Here is a 20,137-nt window from a genome sequence, read left to right on the forward strand (position 1 = left end):
TTCAGATTTTTAATGAAAACCAATACAATCATGTGGAATAAAAATAGAATTACGGAATTACTGGGAATAGAATATCCTATTCTGCAGGGACCTTTCGGCGGAGGCCTTTCCACCGTTGAACTGACAACAACAGTGAGTAATCTCGGCGGATTGGGAGGTTTCGGAGTTTATACTTTGTCACCGCAGGAAATCTATGACGTTCACAGAGCCATACAATCCAAAACGGACAAACCTTATAATCTCAATCTCTGGGTAAGCGATCACGATATTATTGACGAAAAACACACAAAAGAACAATACCAAAAGGCTGTTGAGACTTTCCAACCTTATTTTGATCTTCTGCAGACGGATATTCCTTTACCACCACTCTCTTTTGAATCAAGATTTCAAAATCAGCTGGAGGTAGTTTTGGATATAAAGCCTAAAGTTTTCAGCTTTATGTTTGGACTGCTTGGTGAAAACCTCATCGAAGATCTTCATCGTCAGGGAACCGTTGTTTTGGGAAATGCAACAACACTTGATGAAGCGATTGCTTTGGAAAAAACAGGCGTGGATGTTATTGTGGCTTCCGGTTTTGAAAGCGGTGGTCACAGACCTTCATTTCTGGATAGTGCTGAGTTTTCTGTAACGGGCACTTTTGCTTTGATTCAATTGATTAAAGATAAGGTAAAAATTCCTGTGGTGGCTGCAGGAGGTATTGCCAACGGCCGTGGAATTGCGGGTGCTTTTAAGCTGGGAGCTGATGCTGTACAGATCGGAACGGCATTTCTGGCTACTGAAGAATCCGGAGCGTTACCGATACACAGAGAGTTTTTATTTTCCGAAGCTGCGAAATCCACTACTTTAACCAGAGCTTATACCGGAAGATTAGGACGTGGGATTACTACAAAAATCACAAGAGATGTATTGGCTGCAACAGAAAAAACATTACCGTTCCCATTGCAGACGCATTTTATGGGAGCATTGAGAAAAGCGGCTTTGGAACAGCAAAAAAATGATCTGGTTTTCTTCTGGTCCGGTCAGATTGCGCCGCTTTTAAAGCATAAAAAAGCCTCTGCTTTAATGAGATCACTAATTGAAGAGGCTTCTGAATTATTACAGTAAATAGAATTTATACGGTCATTCCGATGTCTATTCCTTTAATTTTTCTATATAAATCGGTAGCGTAATTATCTGTCATTCCGGAAACGAAATCAATAACCCCAAGAACTTTCTGATAATCGGTGCCGTCATTGTAAATGAATTGCTTTGGAATTAATTTCAAAGCTTTTTCATCATATGATTTTCTGTTATCTTTAGACTTCAGAATGGAAGGAATAAAGTGATCCAGCAATTCATACATTACATTGTAACCGGCATTTTCAATTTCAACAACAGCTTTATGATTGTAAATTTTTTCTACCGAGAAACTTTCGATATCCTGCAGTGCTTTATTTTCTTTTTTATAAATATCAAGTAATCCATTACTAAGATTTCCTTCAAGAATCGTTTCAAAGTTATGCTTATACATCTCAATCGATTTGTTGATTAATGCATTGATTACTTTTGCTCTTAAATAAGAAATCTGTTCATTTTCATTGGATATAGAACGTAACTTTGTTTCAATTCTCTGAACATCATCCGTCTCCGATTTTACCAGCTCGAAAAACAGGTTTTTGCAGTCTGCTGTGGAAACAATTCCCAATCTGTGGGCATCTTCCATATCAATGATGTTGTAACAGATATCGTCAGCCGCTTCTACCAGCCACACAAAAGGATGTCTTTTGAAAATATGAGGTTCCTCACTTTCAGAAATAAGCTGTGTTTCTTTAGCAATTTCCAGGAATATATCTTTCTCATTCTGGAAAAAACCGAATTTCTTTCTGTGAATGACTCCTTTTTTCTTTGCAACAGCCTCACATGGATATTTTGCAATACTTGCCAGTGTAGAAAATGTCAGCTGGATACCTCCTGCATCTTTTCCTTGTTGCTGCTGTGCCAATACTCTGATGGCGTTTGCATTTCCTTCAAAATTAACCAGATCTGCCCACTCCTTTTCATTGAATTTTGATTTCAGATCCTTTTCATTTCGTTCAAAATAGCTTGCAATGGCATCTTCCCCGGAATGTCCGAATGCAGGATTTCCCACATCATGGCATAAACATGCTGCGGCAATTACATTTCCTAAATTATAGAGATAAAAATTCTTTGAGTCTTCAGTGAGTTCATTTTTAAAATCTTCAGCAATAAATTCACCGATAATACTTCCTAAACTTCTTCCTACGGATGATACTTCCAGAGAATGCGTAAGTCTGTTATGCACAAAAACACTTCCCGGAAGAGGAAAAACCTGCGTTTTATTCTGCAGTCTTCTAAAGGCAGAAGAGAAGATAATTCTGTCGAAATCCCTTTGAAAATCAGTTCGTGAAGCTTTGGTCTGTGGATTGTTTCCTGTACGTTGATTGGTGAAAATCTGGTTTAAATTCATCATTTTTCAAAATTACTCCAAATTTTAATTGTACGGAATAGTATTTATATTTTTATTAGTGAGATCTTCCATTCAAAAAATCTATGATAGTAAACGTTTTTTAGGAATCGGAAAGCTTGAATAAATATTTTACATTTGATACAACCAATACAGTTGAAGAATCCCTATAATTCTTCTTTCAAATTTTAAATTATAACTATGACAGACAACACATGGCTCAACAGATGGGACGAAAGGTACAGCAGCGAAGAATTTGCGTATGGAACAGAACCCAACAATTATCTAAGAGAACAATTATCACAATTAACTCCAGGTAAAATACTTTTCCCCGCAGAAGGAGAAGGAAGAAATGCTGTTTTTGCAGCCACACAAGGATGGCTGGTTTCTGCTTTCGATATCAGTGCAAACGGAAGAGATAAAGCGTTACAATTGGCCGGGCAACAGCAGGTTATTATTGATTATCAGGTGGGAGAACTTTCCACTTTGGATTATCAGAAAGAGCAGTTTGATGCCATTGCGCTTATCTACGCTCATTTTCCGGGTGCGATCAAATCTTCTATTCATCAGATGTTAAATCAATATCTCCGTAAAGGTGGTTTTATTATTTTCGAAGCTTTCAGCAAAAATCATCTTGAATATATTGCAAAAAACGAAAAAGTAGGTGGTCCAAAAGATCTTGAGTCTTTATTCTCTATTGAAGAAATCAAAGCCGATTTTCCGGATTATGATATTATTGAATTAGCTGAAACAGAAATAGAGCTCAATGAGGGACTATTCCATAACGGGACAGGTTCCGTCATTCGTTTTGTAGGACAAAAACTGGCCTAAAAATATTTTAAACAGGTTTGTTTTGGGATAAAAATCAGGTTGTATGCAGCTATGGAATATTATTTGAATCTTTATCTCAAAACAAACGTATGCCTGAAGGTCCATCCATTATATTAATGAAAGAAACCTTGCAACCATTTGCAGGGCAGCAAGTGACAGAAGTTTCAGGGAATGCCCAATTTGAGAAAGATTCTTTCATTGGCCAGACTCTTCTCGAAATCCGTACTTTTGGAAAACAGACTTACCTAGTTTTTGAAAAGGCAGCTATCAGAATTCACTTATTAATGTTCGGTTCTTACAGTGTTGATGAGCAGACCAAACCGGATAAAAGTTTGCGTTTGGCCTTGTTTTTCTCTACCGGAAACATTTATTTTTACACCTGTTCCGTAAAATCCGTACCTATTGAATATCTTTCAACAATTGATTGGGAAGCTGATGTAATGAGCGACCAATGGAACCCCAAAAAAGCCGAAGAAAAATTAAAATCCAATCCAAAAATGATGGTTTGTGATGCATTGATGAATCAGGATATTTTTTCAGGTGTAGGCAATATTATTAAGAATGAGGTTCTTTTCAGAATTGGTGTGCAGCCTGAAAGTTTACTGGGTAATCTTCCTGCTAAAAAAAGAAAAGAGCTCATTGCTGAAGCCAGGAATTACAGTTTTGATTTTTTGAAATTGAAAAGAGAATTTGTTTTGAAAAAGCATTGGCTGGTTCATACAAAATCGGTATGTCCGGTTTGTGGACAAAAATTGGTTAAGAAACAAACCGGCGTAGGAAAAAGGAGAAGTTTTTATTGTGAAAAGGATCAGAAGCTTTATTGAATAAACCGCTATTCTTATGTTTTGGTTGAAGCCGTTGATTGTTTTTATTTATCTAATGGACTAAAGCCCGTTGCTATTGAATCATAATATTCTATTTTTCCCCACTGATTACACAAATTTTCTAATCATATGACCGATATTTATTATTGCTCATTACTCATTACTTATATATCAGTCTGAATTGAGAAGACCTCCTGCAAATCTTGTAAAAAACTCGGAGCGGTATACTTCTCCAAGAGGAATTTCGGAGTCTTCAATGTATATATTATGATTGTCGAATGAATCTATAAAATTCATATTCACCACGTAGGATTTGCTTACTCTGATAAAGGTTTCCCCGGAAATCTTCTGATGAATGGTTTTTAAATTCATTGCTGTGATCAGCTTTTGCTGCTTTGTATGAATAACTACATAATCTTTGAGCCCTTCAATAAATTTAATATCTGAAAAACTGATTTTATAGAATCTTCGTTCTGCTTTGATGAATAAAAAGTCTGCCGTATTGGATTCCACGGTATTTTTAACGGTATCTTTAGATAAAAGCTCTGTATAAAGTACCGCTTTATCAATTGCTTTTTCCAGTCTTTGCGGATCAACAGGCTTCAAAAGATAGTCTACGGCTTCCAGTTCATAGCTTTTCAATGCATATTGAGAATAGGCGGTAGTAAAAATAATCAGTGATTTTTTCGGAAGCATTTCTACAAATTCAAGACCTGTTACCATGGGCATTTCTATATCGAGGAAAATAAGATCTACCTCATTATCTTTAAGAAATTCGAGGGCAGACGGCGCATTGGAAAATTCCCCAAGGATATCAATACCGGAAATTTCAGTGATCAGCGATCTCATTTCGGATCTTGCCAGAGGTTCATCATCAATAATAATACAATTCATCACACGGGAATTTTTAAATTTACTATATATTCTTTCTTTCCGGGATCTGTCTTCAGATCAAAAGTATCACTATAAAGAAGTTCCAGTCTTCTTGTGATATTGGCGAGCCCAAGTCCACTGCTCTTTTTGTCCGAAGGAAGATAACCGGTACTTATTGAATTTACACATTTAAAATAAAGCTGCCTGTTATTGATATTGATTTCTATTTTCACATAGGATTCTCTTCCACTGAGATCTACACTATGTTTCACAGCATTTTCTACAAAAGTGGTAAACAGATTCGGAGGAATAAAGGTACTGCTTATTACTCTTTGATCAATATTGACCTGAATGTCAAAAGAAAAATTGTCCCGTCTTATTTTTTCAAGATTTAAAAAGTTAGACAGGAAATCAATCTCTGAAGTCAGCAACGTTTTTTCTTCGCTGTTTTCATACAGCTGATATCTGAGAAACTCGGAAAGTTTTACAATGACTACAGATGCTTTGGCCGGATCTGTTCTGATCAATGCTTTTACATTATTCAGCATGTTGAACAGAAAATGCGGATTGATCTGGTTTCTCAATTCATTCAGCTCCATATTCAGGGTAAGATTGCTCAGTTCATTGATTCTTTTATTATCACTGATCCATTTCTGCAGAAGTTTGATGGTTGTCGTCGTCAGGATGATCGGAATACACATCAGAACGCCCTCATAAATGCCTCCTCTTTCATTATCTTTCGGAATGTATTGTGTTCTGAAATCCTGAAAAAGATGTCTGAAACTGTACCCGATGAAATTAAGTCCCATCACACCCATAAGGACGAGCAGAACAAGATAAGTGACATATTTTGTTTTAAAGAAAAACCGAGGAACCAATACATATATATTAATGTAGACCATTGCGATCAGAATCACATACACAAAGAATAAAACATAGTACTGATATATTCCGGAATACCAATGCCAGAATCTTGCGCTGTACAGTAAAAAGAAAAAGAAGATCAGGAACAGGAGATGCCTTCGGAATCCATACTTCGCTTCCACCAGAAAATCCATCACAAAGGTTTCTTCAAATTTCCAGGGACTATATTTCATACGACAGACTCATTTTATCATTAACAAAAATAGACAATAACGGAAATTATATCAATTTTATTATACAAAACCGGTATTTTATTATACCAATGATCATGCTTCAGGATTTCGTATAAAATACCAGCCATTTTGTATAAAAACAAATTTGTATCCTTCTTTTCTCTATTCCTTTGTGCTGATAAATGAACACATATGGAATTAACAGCTTTTCAAGAACTCACTCAGGAAATATCAATAGAATGTTTTTTTATGACCGAATCTCAGCAGGAAGAAAAAGTAATACAGCTTATTGACCTTCACCATTTTGTAGAATGTTTCGATGCAAAAATGAAAATTGTTAGTTACCTGCATCATTCCATTAATATTGTAGTCCATGAAGGGGAGAAAAAAGGAATCCTGTTTTGTGATCTTAAACATTCTGCCGTTCCCGACAGCAATGCGTCTGAAGAGTTTAGAAGAAGACATAGACTTTCAGAACTCTGGTTTGTTTTTGTAGAGGAAACATTTGTTCCTGATACAGCCTGCTACACGGATGCAATTATTGAAAACAGCCTGGATATATTCTACGACAGGATTTTCACCTTCAATTTTTTCCAATCTATCATTCAACCCTTAAAAAAATAAAACTGATTGTACAATATCTGAACTTATTTTTAAAATTCACAAGCTGGAAGATTAAAAAAAAATTAAAATTTTCTTCTTCCGGCTTTTAACCATTTCTTCAAAATACAATCAAAAAACAAAGCCGGCATAAGCTGTTTCAAATTTCAGGGATTCCCTTCTCCTTATGAAAACTCTTATTACTGCATGCACATTACTGACGAAAAAGGATTTAAGAATTTGTATAAGAATTTATTAAAAACAGGACATGGCAGTACCCAAACAAATATTTCAGACTTTTAAAACCAAAAAACTCCCTTTTATTACACGATATCACATCTGGAATATGAAAAGAAAGAATCCGGAATACAGCTACTTCTTTTATGATGACAATGATATTGAAAAATTTCTCACAGAAGAATTTCCTCCCAGCTATATCGAAACGTACCATAAACTGACAATTGGTGCTGCAAAAGCTGACTTTTTCAGGTACGCTATTTTATATAAAAAAGGAGGCATTTATCTGGATATTGACAGCAGTATCGTAAAGCCGTTCCGGGAACTTATCAAAGAAAGTGACGAAGCGGTGATCAGTGCGGAAAGACATGCCAATTTATATGTGCAATGGGGACTTATTTTTAATAAAAACCATCCTTTTCTTAAGAAAACATTAGAACTGATGCTTGATAATATCAATAATCACCGGTATCCGAATGATGTACACGCTACTACTGGTCCTACTGTCTTCAGTAAGGGTATAAAACAGTCTCTGGCAGAAAATCCTTCTATTCCTTTTACTTTATTTGACGGCATTGAGTTCAGAGGTTTTTTAAAGTTCAAATATAAACTGGGTAAGTTCTTTTTATACAAAAAAAGGTCTGAACACTGGAAGCAGCAGCAAATGCAGCAGGATATTATTGTTTAATGGGTTCCCATTTTTGAGAATACATTGATAATAATCACTCCGGTTACAATCAGGGCAATACCAATGATAGCCGGCAGATCCGGGATCTGTTTGAAGGCTATCACTCCGATCATCGTTATAAATACAATCCCTACGCCGGACCAGATAGCGTAGGTAATTCCTACAGGAATCTGACGAAGGGTAAGGCTTAAAAAATAAAAAGCGCAGGCATATCCGGCAACTGTTACTACAGATGGCCATAGTTTGGAAAATTCCTCAGATTTTTTTAGAAAAGTAGTAGCAATAATTTCAAATATGATTGCTAAGGCAAGAAAAATATAACTGCGTCCCATAAATTCATTCTTTATACAAAAGTAGTAAAAGCCTCCGGGTAATTCAAAAACAAGGCATCCAAGCCACCGGTCAGCAGACAGTCTTATTTTCAGTTGTGACACAAACTCCTATTTCTCTCTGACATGAAATATGACAGCTGACAAAAATTCCAACATAGAAATCAGTGTTAAAAATAAATTTTATTAACATAAAGATCTGTATGAAGTGAAAAATTAACGTTCAAAAAATACGCTTTAAAACAATATTATGCTAAGCATTATTTATTATTTGTTTTATCAAGTCCAATATAGAAGTCAATAAACGATTAACACATTCACATAATTTTACAGATAGAACAATAAAAGTATTAATAAATTCCAAATAATACATTAATTTATTGTAAACAAAAATTCACCAATACATGAACCTGAAACACGCTAATACACTGATAAACATCATAGTATTTTACTTTGGCACATGATTTGAAAGTAGTAATATTGCAATTGAAAGATTGATAAAAAAAAGTCAAATAATTAAAAATAATACAAAATGATAACTTATATCGGTATCGCAACAGGTTTAGTCGTAATTACTTCATATTTCATGACCGTAAGAAGAGAAAGAAACTAATCTTAAAACAAAACAAGCCTATAGAAAATCTATACTAATTATATTGTTTTATGTTTTTAGTCTGAGAGATCAGATCGCTCTTTTACCCATCGGGTAAAAGGGTCCAAAAACATAAGCAGAAAGATCTTAGTTTCATAACAAATTTTAATATCCAATGAATAAAGCCGGTCGCAAGTCTGGCTTTATTTTTTATTGAGTCTTTTTCCCACAAATCTCACAGATTTTCACAAATTGTTGCTAACACCAACATCAGTTCAATTATCATTTACAATCCATTTTACGCTGGACCAGCTGTTTATTATTTTTCAGGATTCTTTTTGACATCCAATAAAGCTTTATCTTTGTTTACTCAATATTTTTAATTGTCATTATGAATCTGTACAACCTTATTATTCAAGACAAAGAACAGGTAAATCTTAACGAAGTATTCCTCAATGCCGGCAACAGAGAACAGCTTGTACAGCTTATCAAAGAGCATACTTACGCTAAAGAATTGCAGGAATACGGCCTTCCGGTTAACCATAAGATTTTACTTGAAGGAAGTTCCGGATGTGGAAAAACAATGACAGCCAAGGCCGTTGCCAATGCTCTGGGAAAAAATATTATTATTTTAAACCTTAGCAATATTGTGTCTTCGAGAATCGGGGAAACGTCCCAGAACATCAAAATGATTTTTGACAAAGCTGCCAGAGAAAGGTCGGTACTTTTTCTTGACGAACTGGATCAGATCGGAAAAGCAAGAGGCAGCGATGATAAAGATGTAGGCGAAATGAGAAGATTAGTTAATACCCTGATTCAGCTGATTGATTATTATCCTGAAAATGCGCTTTTAATCTGTGCCACCAATCATCCTGAGATTATTGATACTGCCCTTTTAAGACGTTTCCAGCTAAAAATTAATTATGAAATGCCTTCCGCTGAAATTCTGGATTCGTACTACAATCAATTATTAGCACAGTTTCCGGAAGATTTGAGAACGATTGAAAGAAAATACTCTGTTTCTTTTGCTGAAGCTAAAGACCATGCTTTAACCGCCGTCAAAGCTGCTCTAATAAAAAAACTGGAGGCTAAAGAAATTATCCCATCATGAAAGAAGATATTCTCCACAACCTCACTTTGATCAATGAAAGAATAAGAAAGGCCTGTGAGCAATCCGGAAGGAATATTGATGATGTCAGGTTATTACTCGCTACTAAAACTGTTTCTGCAGGCCGTATCAAAATTGCTTTGGAAAACGGACAGGAATTAATTGCAGAAAACAAAGTACAGGAATTGAAGGAGAAATATGAAGACCTGAAAGACATTCCTCATGAAAATCATTTTATAGGCTATCTTCAGACCAATAAAATCAAAGATATCCTGAAATATGATGTTACCTGCATTCAGTCTCTGGATCGTCTGGAACTTGCTGAAAAACTTCATCAAAGACTTTTGGCTGAAAACAGAACAATGGATGTTTTAATTCAGGTGAATACATCCAATGAAGAAAGCAAATTTGGCGTTAATCCTGATCAGGCGATTGAACTTACCCGAAAGGTCTCTCACTACTCTACTTTAAAGATAAAGGGATTGATGACCATCGGTCTGTTCAGTGCCGAGACCGATAAAGTAAGAGCATGTTTTAAAATCCTGAAAAAACTTCAACAAGATATCATCACAGAAAATATCCCCAACGTAGAAATGAAAGAGCTTTCCATGGGAATGAGCAGCGATCTGGAAACGGCCATTGAAGAAGGCGCCACGATTGTACGGGTGGGGACTGCTGTTTTTGGAGCGAGAATCTACCCGGACACTTATTATTGGGATGAAGGAAAAACAAATAATAAAGACTAAAATTATATGTTCCCGTTTACTTATACTTTTGAGAGAGAAATAAAAGATAGCAAAACGTTTAAAAATGTCACTGATGCAGTATGTCATTCAATCACAGAAAGGGGTTTAACTGATATTGTTCTTGCTGACGGCACCATCATAGGTGAAAACAAAATGTTTAAACTTGATTTTGCCAACAAATCCCCATTAGTTTTCTCACCTGGTAAAGAATACTTCTACTACAACGAAAATACAAGAATTCTTACCTACAAAACAAAAGCATTTTATTCCATACTATTTTCCCTGATCTATTCCGCTGTACTTTTCCTGATCCTGCATTTTATCCTACATCACCTGACTACTGAGATAATAATAGCTTCTCTCCTTTTCATTGCTGGTACTATTTTTCATTATTGTCATTATATTTTGGTAATAGATAACGTTTCCAAAAATTTAACCGAAAATTAAGCAGTAAAAACCTATCACTTTAGTAATACCGGCTTCGACAGGCTCAGCCTGACAACGCTTAAAAATTCCGGTTGGTATTCGGTTGTCACCCTGAGTCCGTCGAAGGGCTATTAATAGGAAAACCTTTGTTACTCATTAATCTCAGGTATTAACTAAAAGGACAAGTCAATAAACCCATTCCTTAGTCTACAAATCCGGTATACTTTTTGCTGTAAATATTTCGTAACCAAACAAATACATTTATGGATAAAAAATTACTATCGGTATGTCTGTTCATGACATTATTATTCTTTTTTTCATGTGAAAAAGAAAACACACAGATGAAAAGTGGAATTTCCATTGAAACCATTTCAATTATAACCTGCGTTACTATGGGCTTTGCTATTTTGCTGGCGTATAGTTTTAAACGAAGATAACAAACCGGAATTTAAATACTAAGCACCTCTCAGTTTTTGGGAGGTGATTTTGTTTAAAAATTTTAATTAAATGACTGGCATTTCATTAAAATATAATAAATTTCAAAAAATTTCTCTTTCGTAACTAATAACCCTAATGAAAAAAACATTCCTGTCAGCACTTTTATCTTTGCTCATTTTGAATTGTACTCACAAAAAAGAAAATGTTCAACAGACAGACAAAGAGAATCCCAACCTTACAATGTCTATCCCGCTTGAATATCTTGCGGATTACCCTTTAATTAAAGACTCTTCAAAATTTATCGAAAATCTTCAGCAAGCTTTTGATCTCCATGTCCATGAAAGTCCTGTTCAGCAAAAAGGTGAAAAAATAACGGTATTCAAAAAGGTAAAAATCAATGGTTCAGATCAGGAGTATTACTTTGTTGAATACGACTGGAAAACAGGACCAAATTCTGGATATCCCTGGAAAAATCAACTCTTATTAACACAAGAAGGGAAGCTTGTTAAAATTTTATCAGCAGAACGGTCTCAATTTGTTTCTATTTTCCCAAAACAAAATCCGTACTTACTGGCAACCTCGGTCACAGCACATGGAAACGGAGGTCATGAAATTTACAAAATAACAGCAGACTCTTTAGAAGATGTCTATGGGGGTAACGTCAGAACATATGATGCTCATGAAGACAACAAAATTTATGAACCGTATGAGCTGCAATTAAAAATTAAAGACTACAATAATGACGGATTTAATGATATTGCTTTCACAGGAAAACTTGTATTGATCCAGAGGCGTACACCGGATGGATTCTGGTATGACAACACAACAATCAATGGCAGGAAAGTCAGTTATTCTGTTGATAACCCATACAAAAAAATTCCTGTAGAATATATTTTTCTTTACGATCAAAAAACGGGGCATTTTAAGCCAAAAGGAGACTATAGAGAGAAGTACAAACTATTCGAATAAAGACTCCATCATTTGTAATACTCAATCCCGATCATCCAGACTGTTTTCTCCAATATTTCAATAGAATTGTTTACTTTTATCACAGAACGCGAACATTTCACAATAAATATTCTACATTTAAATTTCATCCTTTTTATTATATGATCCAAACCAATAACCAAAACTATCTACTGCTAATCATCTTACTGATTCCCAATTTTCTTTTAGCTAATGCAGGTTCTCCCATGATTTGGTTTAGCTTTTTACATCTGATCTGGATCAACTTCATCATCGGAACCTTTGAAAGTAAACTTCTTGTAGAAAAATTCAATCTCCAAAACAGAAAGTGGCTGATCATTGCAGCCAACTATGTTTCTATGTTTGTAGGTTACTATTTCATTGCACCTCATTTTTCTTTGGTAAACGGATATCCAGACTTTTGGGGTATGAAATCAAGGGTAGGCGAATATGAACTGGGAGGATTTTTTATTGGTTTCTTGTACAGTTTTGGAGCAACTCTGGTTATTGAATTTCCATTTTACTGGCTTTCATTGAAAACAAAACAGAAGGGCTGGAAATTATTATTACCATTCTTCTTAGTCAATCTTTTTACAAATATTATGATGCTTGCTATTTATTTTGCAATTGTTGCTTTTGCTGCAAAATGGAATTAATTAGTAAAGTTTAGATTGCTTCCCTACGCTCGCAATGACAATGGTCGTACAAGGCTCGTAATTTGTCGGAAAAACACATCGTTTAACCTTTGCTGAGTGGAACGCCTCTGCGAACATTGAAACAATTAGTTCTCGAAAAATCCTCGCGACATTTGCGTTAAAGAGATTGCTTCGCTACGCCCGCAATGACGATTACTGCACAGAAAATACTCAATAAAAACAAAAATCCCTCTCATTAATGAAAGGGATTTTTTATCGTTAAAAAACTGAGATTACATATAAGCTTCAATCGGCTCACAAGTACATACCAGGTTTCTGTCTCCGTAAGCTTCATCTACTCTTGATACAGAAGCGAAGAATTTGTGGTCTCTTACCCACTCTAACGGATAAGCTGCCTTTTCTCTGCTGTATGGTTTATCCCATGAATCAGAGATTACCAGCTGTTCTGTATGAGGAGCATTTTTCAATACGTTGTTGGTAGCATCTGCTTCACCGTTGGCAATTTCATCGATTTCTTTTTTGATAGAGATCAACGCTTCAGCAAAACGATCAATTTCAGCCTTGCTTTCAGATTCTGTAGGCTCAATCATCAAAGTACCTGCAACCGGGAAAGAAACGGTAGGAGCATGGAAACCATAATCCATCAATCTCTTCGCCACATCAGCCACTTCAATTCCTAAAGACTTGAACTGACGGAAGTCTACGATACATTCGTGAGCTACTCTTCCGTTTTCGTTTGAATATAAAATCGGGAAATGCTCTGCTAATACTTCTTTCAGATAGTTAGCGTTAAGAATAGCATGGCCTGTAGCCTTTTTAAGACCTTCTGTTCCTAACATCTTGATGTAAGCGTAAGAAATATTAAGGATTAATCCTGAACCGTAAGGTGCAGCAGAAATACCTTCAATTGCTTCTTTAGAACCAATTCTGATGTTCGCGTTAGACGGAAGGAAAGGTACTAAGTGTTTAGCAACACAGATTGGACCTACCCCAGGACCTCCGCCTCCGTGAGGAATTGCGAAAGTTTTGTGAAGGTTAAGGTGGCAAACGTCTGCTCCGATGTTTCCAGGACTTGTAAATCCTACCTGAGCGTTCATATTCGCACCATCCATATATACTTGTCCTCCGTGCTCGTGGATAAGGTTGGTAATTTCTTTAATGTTGGCATCAAAGAATCCGTAAGTAGAAGGATAAGTGATCATTACAGCTGATAAGTTGGCTGAATGAAGTTCTGTTTTAGCTTTAAGATCATCGAAGTCGATTTCACCGTTTTCAAGGTTTTTCACCACTACGATTTTCATTCCTGCCATAGCAGCAGAAGCCGGGTTTGTTCCGTGTGCAGACTGAGGAATCAACACTACATTTCTGTGGTGATCACCTCTTGAGATATGATATTGTCTGATCACCATTAATCCTGCATATTCTCCTTGAGCTCCGGAGTTTGGCTGAAGAGAAGTTCCTGCAAAACCTGTAATTTCTGCCAAGTCTTTCTCTAACTCACGGATCATTTCCTGGTATCCTTCAGCCTGGTTTACAGGTACGAATGGGTGAACTGCTCCCCAGTTTTCCCATGAAAGCGGTAACATCTGAGTGGCTGCGTTCAGTTTCATGGTACAAGATCCTAAAGAAATCATTGAGTGGGTCAATGATAAGTCTTTTCTCTCAAGACGCTTGATGTAACGCATCAATTCTGTTTCCGTGTGGTATTTGTTGAATACAGATTCTGTAAGAATTTCGTCTTTTCTTAAGTTTTCTTCCGGAATACTGTATCCTTCTTTGATTTCTAATTTGAAAGTCTGCTTGTCTTTAAACTGAGCAAAAGAAGCCATCAGATAGTTTAATTTCTCTAATGTTGTACTTTCGTTGATCGCAATACTTACTACACCTTCTGTGAAATAGTTTAAGTTTAATCTGTGATCAAGCATTAGTCTTACCAATCTTGCTTTCTCATCTTCAGCCATAGTGATTTTCACAGTATCGAAGATTGGCTCTTCTACTACCTGATATCCTAATGCTTTAAGACCGTTTTTCAAAGCATTTGCTTTAAAGTGTATCTGATCAGCGATATAGTTTAATCCTTTTGGTCCGTGGTAAACAGCATACATACCTGCCATTACAGCCAAAAGAACCTGAGCTGTACAGATGTTTGAAGTAGCTTTCTCTCTTTTGATGTGCTGCTCTCTGGTCTGTAATGCCATTCTTAATGCACGTTTTCCGTACATATCCTGAGAAACCCCAATGATTCTTCCCGGAATATCTCTTTTATAATCTTCTCTACAAGCGAAGAAAGCTGCGTGAGGACCTCCGTACCCTAATGGAATACCAAATCTCTGCGTAGTTCCTACGGCACAGTCAGCACCCATTTCTGCAGGAGACTTTAGCTTAACCAAAGCCATCGGGTCACAAGCCACAGCTACCTGAAGATCAAGTTTTTTATATTCTACAATATCTTCTGTATAGTCTAAAACGATTCCGTTTTTACCAGGATATTGTAATAAAACACCATAATAAGAACCATCAAACTGGTGTGTTTTATGATCTCCTACTACAATCTCAATTTCTAACCCTTCAGCTTTTGTTTTTAATACAGAAATGGTTTGTGGAAGAACAAGGTCAGAAATGAAGAACTTGTTAGCTCCGGCTTTTTTCTGGTCTTTAGATCTGTTGTTGAAGAACATATGCATTGCTTCAGCAGCAGCAGTAGATTCATCCAATAAAGATGCATTTGCCAATGCAAAACCTGTAAGATCGCATACTACAGTCTGGAAATTAAGAAGAGCTTCAAGTCTTCCCTGTGCAATTTCTGCCTGATATGGAGTATACGCAGTATACCAGCTAGGGTTTTCAAAAATATTTCTCTGGATTGCTGAAGGCAAAAGGGTATTGTGGTATCCGAATCCGATATAACTTGTATAATCAGTATTTTTAGATGCCAATTCTTTTGAGTGGTTCAACATTTCGTATTCAGAAAGTGGTTCCGAGATCTCAAGATCTTTCTCTAAACGGATAGAAGAAGGGATGGTCTGAGAAATTAACTCTTCAATACTAGAAACGCCAAGTTTCTCCAACATCGCCTGTTTATCGGCTTCATTAAGGGAAATGTGACGGCTCACAAACTGTTCTGTATTCATTTTTATTTATTAGATTTTGTTTGTAAAAAGATGGGTAAAATTACAATTTTTTGAATGATTTCACAAGAGTACCAGAGAGGTGATAATTCACACATCTATTTGTGATTTTTATCACAATTTGCATTTCGTAAATTATGATAAGGTTAGCATTAATTTCATCAATAATAACCATTATTCTATACATAATACACAAGGAAAACTATCAATTTCTATATAATTAAGTTCTTTGCGTATTATTAAATTAGTGTATATCATCAATAAATTTCACCCTTATTATTGAATCTATTAAACGAATTTTTTTAAAAATATAATGTGTTCAACATCTATTTTTATTCTTATACTGAAAGCTTCTGTCATTCAAATTTACTTCCATTAAAACTCTTTTAAATTAATTTGAAACTGCTATTCATCAGGTTGTAAGAATTTTATGAAATTTTATTAATTATATTTATTCTAAATTAATATATTTGCAGCATGAATATGATTGTCCCATTTAAAGTTCCGCCATTGGCACCTTACTCATTCAATAACGAAGAGATGTTCTGTGAAAAGAAATCATGCTGTAAAAAATTCAAGAAAGGAAAAAGATGTAAAAAATGCCCGGGAAGAAAGAAAATGGCATAAACGCAATTAGCTGAAGCTTTTTATCAGCAGATAGATCGCTATCGCTAAAATAATAATTCCCCAGATCAGCATCATAATTTTAGGCTGACCTGATTTGTTTATTCGGGTACTGGGCTGCGGCTTAAACATTTCTTCTACCGAGTTTTTGAACTTTTCAGAATCATTTTCAAAAACTTCTGTGATGGTGATTCCCTGAACAACCGTTTTGTGCAAAAGAGAATTGGTTGCATGCAGCAGAAGCTGGAATTTTCCATCTTTAAATTCTGTGATCTTAAAGATCCTCTCTCCATACGGCTTTTCTAATCCGAAAGGCAATACTTTCACCACATCGGCATTACTCGTCTGCCAGTTGATGATAATCTCCTCTCCTTTTTTCGCATGAATTTTATTCGCTGTAAAAGTTTTGATGGCTGGCGGAATATTATACCTGAAACTTCGCTGATGGTTTTCTAAATTCTGATCATAAGTACGTCTCAGCGCGCGATCAATTAAGGTTTCATAAGCCTCCTGAATCTCACGGAAACGGTCCGCAAAAAAGTCATCATTGTCATTTTTATCGGGATGATATTTTAAGGACAGTTTACGATAGGCTTTTTTGACGTCTTCTTCTGAAGCATCCTGTGATATACCGAGAAAATAATAGTAATCTTTCATTGAGCAATACAAAAATAAGGATTTATTTTTCTTTGCGTTTGATGTTTACGGTAAAATTTTGTTGGAAGTATAGATCAAAAAGTCATTGCGAACTGCATGTGAAGCAATCTCAACATAGCTTATAATCCGTTGGTTAGAAAAACGCAAGGGCGCAAAGTTTTTTATAGCTGTCTGCATATTTTTAAGGCGCAAAGATTTTATCTCCGATAAAACTGTACTTCTCAACAAATACATGAATTGAATGAGTTCAACAGCCCCTTTGTCATTCCGAGCAAAGCAAGGAATCTCTACTTCATATTAAAGGTGTTTCCCGCAGATCTCGCAGATTACGCAGATCATTTCGTAGTAAATTCAATCATAAGAACTGAACAGTAATAGACCGACCGTAATTACTTACGGGAAATCCAATCCTTAGTGGGAGCAATCCACTCATTAAGTGCTTTGAAAAGAAAGCCATGATTCAATCCCGTATTAAGCTCTATTTCTTTAAAGTCTTTTAGGTGGGATCTGACGAACCGCTGTTCATACGACATCGGCACATGTCCGTCATCTGATCTCTCCGTAATAGAAAGAATCCTTCCATACAATCTGAAATTTTTATCTTTTTCCAAAGAATCATCTTTAAAACTGGCTCCGATGAAGACAAACTTCAATTGCGGATTCTTTTCATAATAAGACACATATTGTGCAATATATCCTCCCTGCGAAGTTCCCACAACGGTAATCCTTCCGGCAGGAATTCCCTTTTTCATCAGGCTGTCAATCTGCTTTTTTACTTTTTCAGCATACGCTGACGGATCTGTGTCCGCTTTTCTTTTCTCAGAAATGACAATCGTATTTTTATCCTTTAGCTTATTGAGTATTGTCTCATATTCTGCAACACCATATTTCGGATGCTTTTCCTCAAAAGAATGATCTTCCAAAAATTTATTATGTAAAAAGAAAATATATTGTTTTTGTTGTGACTTTTGGCCAAACAATATGATCGAAAAAAATGAAAGTATGACAATAAAAACATTTGTAAACCTCATCATAACCGGAAATAGCTTTTAATTAGAAAGAAACAAATATAGTGTTAAAAAGCCTTTACTGGGACTATTTTATGTAAAAATTCCGGCTCGGGAAGCGAAGCTTCCCGAGCCGGAATGTAACAATTTCAATTTAGTTTTTACTTTTCTTATGCTTCGCAGGTATTATCCTTTTTGCAGCATTTTGAACGGAATTCTTTTTTGAATTTCCCTTTCAGTTCCTGATAGTCTTCCTCATTCATTTCTCTGATCTTATCTGCCAGTCCGAAAGGTGACTTTTCTTTGATTCCATACTCATCAAAAATACCTTTGATAAATCTTCTTCTTTGTATTGCTTTTTTAGCGATTAAGGCTACACCTGCAACAGCTAATGCTCCAAGAGCCCCTTTTAATGCTGAATTTTTCATTTTTTCAAAATTTTAAATTTTACTACTTCTTGTTTTTTATAGAGACGAATGAATGCTGATTTTTACTTTACTACTTCTTTAAAAATTTCAGATTATTCGTTATTTCTGTTGAAGAATCCACCGGAGCATTTATTTCTCCAGACTTCTTTAAATTTCTCTCTTTCTTCAGGAGATAAGCCTGCCATTTTTTCTCTCATCTTTCTTTCCTTGAAATCTCTCACCCCTTTGCCAAAGTGGAAACCTCCGAAAAGAATTTTGCTTAAGATCAGTATTCCCATGGCCTGCCAGAAAGTAATTGTTTTTGCTCCTAAAATCTCCGGAAGAAGGCAGTTCCAAAGCATCATGACAATCCATGTAACGGCAGCTAAAATTAATGGCGGGCATAGCAATAAAAAAATCCAACCCTTTTTGTGTTTATGATTCATAATTTCTTTTTCTAACTTTTTAAATCTTCGTATAATTTTCTCAATCTGTTTCTTAAGTGCTTCACAGCATAGTTTTTTCTGCTGATGATGGTTTTGATGTTTTCTCCCTGTTCATCGGCGATCTCCTGGAGGGTTTTGTCGTTCAGTTCATTTTCTACGTAGACCAGCCTTTGTTTTTCGGGAAGTTCATCAAGCGCCTCAAACAGTTTTTTCCAGATCTCATCCTGAAACATCTTCACTTCAGGACCGGCACTTTCATCCATCAAAAGGATATCCTTGATAGAAAAACTGCCGTCTTCATCTTCATATACGAAATCTTCAAGATTTTCTGTTTTCTTTTTCCGGTAACGGTCTGTGATCTTATTCGCCGTCACCCTGTACAGCCAGCCCCCAACGTTTACGATCTCAGAAAGATTCGTAAGGCTACTGAACTGATACCACACTTCCTGCAGAATATCTTCCGCATCCTCCGTGTTTTTCACTTTCGGACGAATATAAGACATCAGCTTCCCTCCGTAGTTCGAAACGGTTTGTGAGATGATGCTTTCTTTCTCCTTCTGTGGCATTGTTATTTTTTCGACAACCTCCATACTGATATGACGGTTAGCCTTTTGGTTTTACTTTAATAAATTTAAAATATTTTTCTTACAATTCAATTTTTCTTTTATTCATCATGTTTTTATCTTCTCAATTATTCCCGGATTACTCATTACTTATGTTTAAAGAAGCTTTTTCCCGCTATCCGCTCATACTCCTCACGCCAGACCATCCCACACCCTACCCTACGACTCTCCCACTCGTGTTCCGGGGTAACCGCTGCTATCGGGGCTAAGTTGGTGACTGATAATTGATGAATGATGAATGATAAAATTGTAAAATAATATTTTTGTTGGAAAACGCAAGGGCACAAAGTTTTTATCGTTATAATGTATAATTGTAAGGCGCAAGAAAATCAGAGATTTTCAGCAAGCGATCTGTCTTATTATTTTCTAA

Annotated in this window: 21 protein-coding genes; 11 read left to right on the forward strand and 10 right to left on the reverse strand. The window is 35.8% G+C overall.

Annotated elements, in window-relative coordinates:
* Positions 1-12 precede the first annotated feature (12 nt).
* Positions 13-1,104: an NAD(P)H-dependent flavin oxidoreductase gene (locus AC59HC_RS12230; RefSeq protein WP_429813907.1), complete on the forward strand. Its 1,092-nt coding sequence runs from the start codon at positions 13-15 to the stop codon at positions 1,102-1,104.
* Positions 1,105-1,111: 7 nt separating this feature from the next.
* Here the strand turns inward: AC59HC_RS12230 and AC59HC_RS12235 are convergent, their stop codons facing one another.
* Positions 1,112-2,467: a deoxyguanosinetriphosphate triphosphohydrolase gene (locus AC59HC_RS12235; protein ID WP_411413312.1), complete on the reverse strand. Its 1,356-nt coding sequence runs from the start codon at positions 2,465-2,467 to the stop codon at positions 1,112-1,114.
* A gap of 198 nt (positions 2,468-2,665) precedes the next feature.
* Here AC59HC_RS12235 and AC59HC_RS12240 point away from each other — a divergent pair, with 198 nt between their 5' ends.
* Together AC59HC_RS12240 and AC59HC_RS12245 are read left to right on the forward strand one after the other, a co-directional pair.
* Positions 2,666-3,295, forward strand: coding sequence for a class I SAM-dependent methyltransferase (locus AC59HC_RS12240; RefSeq protein WP_062675244.1), 630 nt, complete (start codon positions 2,666-2,668; stop codon positions 3,293-3,295).
* Between the two features lie 89 nt (positions 3,296-3,384).
* On the forward strand, positions 3,385-4,119 hold the full coding sequence (locus AC59HC_RS12245; RefSeq protein ID WP_496558678.1) for a DNA-formamidopyrimidine glycosylase family protein: 735 nt from the start codon (positions 3,385-3,387) through the stop codon (positions 4,117-4,119).
* A 171-nt stretch (positions 4,120-4,290) separates the two neighbouring features.
* Here AC59HC_RS12245 and AC59HC_RS12250 read toward each other — a convergent pair whose 3' ends face one another.
* Together AC59HC_RS12250 and AC59HC_RS12255 are read right to left on the reverse strand one after the other, a co-directional pair.
* Positions 4,291-5,013, reverse strand: a complete 723-nt coding sequence (locus tag AC59HC_RS12250) for a LytR/AlgR family response regulator transcription factor (RefSeq protein WP_343638779.1) — start codon at positions 5,011-5,013, stop codon at positions 4,291-4,293.
* Positions 5,013-6,089, reverse strand: coding sequence for a sensor histidine kinase (locus AC59HC_RS12255; protein WP_496558679.1), 1,077 nt, complete (start codon positions 6,087-6,089; stop codon positions 5,013-5,015). The genes AC59HC_RS12250 and AC59HC_RS12255 overlap by 1 nt, the downstream gene beginning before the upstream one ends.
* 249 nt (positions 6,090-6,338) lie before the next feature.
* Between AC59HC_RS12255 and AC59HC_RS12260 the strand changes: the two genes are divergently transcribed.
* Together AC59HC_RS12260 and AC59HC_RS12265 are read left to right on the forward strand one after the other, a co-directional pair.
* Entirely contained in the window at positions 6,339-6,713 is a 375-nt protein-coding gene (locus tag AC59HC_RS12260; protein ID WP_238349573.1) for a hypothetical protein, read from the forward strand.
* A gap of 244 nt (positions 6,714-6,957) precedes the next feature.
* Entirely contained in the window at positions 6,958-7,614 is a 657-nt protein-coding gene (locus AC59HC_RS12265) for a glycosyltransferase family 32 protein (RefSeq protein WP_496558680.1), read from the forward strand.
* Here the strand turns inward: AC59HC_RS12265 and AC59HC_RS12270 are convergent.
* Positions 7,611-7,946: a DMT family transporter gene (locus tag AC59HC_RS12270; RefSeq protein ID WP_110010375.1), complete on the reverse strand. Its 336-nt coding sequence runs from the start codon at positions 7,944-7,946 to the stop codon at positions 7,611-7,613. The two genes, AC59HC_RS12265 and AC59HC_RS12270, sit on opposite strands and share 4 nt — an antisense overlap.
* Positions 7,947-8,926: 980 nt before the next feature.
* On the opposite strand from AC59HC_RS12270, the gene AC59HC_RS12275 reads away from it, so the two are divergent.
* The 5 genes from AC59HC_RS12275 to AC59HC_RS12295 all read left to right on the forward strand — a co-directional run bounded on the left by AC59HC_RS12275 (position 8,927) and on the right by AC59HC_RS12295 (position 12,875).
* Positions 8,927-9,646, forward strand: coding sequence for an AAA family ATPase (locus AC59HC_RS12275; protein ID WP_343638785.1), 720 nt, complete (start codon positions 8,927-8,929; stop codon positions 9,644-9,646).
* On the forward strand, positions 9,643-10,389 hold the full coding sequence (locus AC59HC_RS12280; RefSeq protein WP_482399219.1) for a YggS family pyridoxal phosphate-dependent enzyme: 747 nt from the start codon (positions 9,643-9,645) through the stop codon (positions 10,387-10,389). The genes AC59HC_RS12275 and AC59HC_RS12280 overlap by 4 nt, the downstream gene beginning before the upstream one ends.
* A 6-nt stretch (positions 10,390-10,395) precedes the next feature.
* Positions 10,396-10,836: a hypothetical protein gene (locus AC59HC_RS12285; RefSeq protein ID WP_411412920.1), complete on the forward strand. Its 441-nt coding sequence runs from the start codon at positions 10,396-10,398 to the stop codon at positions 10,834-10,836.
* 552 nt (positions 10,837-11,388) lie between these two features.
* Positions 11,389-12,222 (forward strand): hypothetical protein, encoded by an 834-nt coding sequence (locus tag AC59HC_RS12290; protein WP_202838601.1) that lies wholly within the window; start codon positions 11,389-11,391, stop codon positions 12,220-12,222.
* Positions 12,223-12,362: 140 nt separating this feature from the next.
* Complete coding sequence (locus tag AC59HC_RS12295) at positions 12,363-12,875, forward strand: hypothetical protein (protein ID WP_202838600.1); 513 nt, start codon at positions 12,363-12,365, stop codon at positions 12,873-12,875.
* 272 nt (positions 12,876-13,147) lie between these two features.
* On the opposite strand, the gene gcvP is transcribed toward AC59HC_RS12295, so the two are convergent.
* The gene (gcvP, locus tag AC59HC_RS12300) at positions 13,148-16,006 is read right to left on the reverse strand and encodes an aminomethyl-transferring glycine dehydrogenase (protein ID WP_496558681.1); all 2,859 of its coding nucleotides are present in this window, start codon (positions 16,004-16,006) and stop codon (positions 13,148-13,150) included.
* A 474-nt stretch (positions 16,007-16,480) separates the two neighbouring features.
* Between gcvP and AC59HC_RS12305 the strand changes: the two genes are divergently transcribed.
* Entirely contained in the window at positions 16,481-16,630 is a 150-nt protein-coding gene (locus tag AC59HC_RS12305; RefSeq protein WP_164723264.1) for a hypothetical protein, read from the forward strand.
* A 6-nt stretch (positions 16,631-16,636) separates the two neighbouring features.
* Here AC59HC_RS12305 and AC59HC_RS12310 read toward each other — a convergent pair whose 3' ends face one another.
* From AC59HC_RS12310 to AC59HC_RS12330, 5 genes are all read right to left on the reverse strand, one after another.
* Positions 16,637-17,284 (reverse strand): J domain-containing protein, encoded by a 648-nt coding sequence (locus AC59HC_RS12310; protein WP_496558682.1) that lies wholly within the window; start codon positions 17,282-17,284, stop codon positions 16,637-16,639.
* Positions 17,285-17,673: 389 nt separating this feature from the next.
* Entirely contained in the window at positions 17,674-18,207 is a 534-nt protein-coding gene (locus tag AC59HC_RS12315) for an alpha/beta hydrolase (RefSeq protein ID WP_343638797.1), read from the reverse strand.
* A gap of 254 nt (positions 18,208-18,461) precedes the next feature.
* A complete protein-coding gene (locus tag AC59HC_RS12320; RefSeq protein ID WP_110010383.1) occupies positions 18,462-18,719 on the reverse strand; it encodes a hypothetical protein in 258 nt (85 codons plus the stop codon).
* Between the two features lie 92 nt (positions 18,720-18,811).
* Positions 18,812-19,144 (reverse strand): hypothetical protein, encoded by a 333-nt coding sequence (locus tag AC59HC_RS12325; RefSeq protein WP_047433535.1) that lies wholly within the window; start codon positions 19,142-19,144, stop codon positions 18,812-18,814.
* Positions 19,145-19,155: 11 nt separating this feature from the next.
* Positions 19,156-19,710, reverse strand: coding sequence for an RNA polymerase sigma factor (locus AC59HC_RS12330; RefSeq protein WP_228406519.1), 555 nt, complete (start codon positions 19,708-19,710; stop codon positions 19,156-19,158).
* Positions 19,711-20,137: the final 427 nt, after the last annotated feature.

Source organism: Chryseobacterium sp. DZ-32, assembly GCF_059587025.1.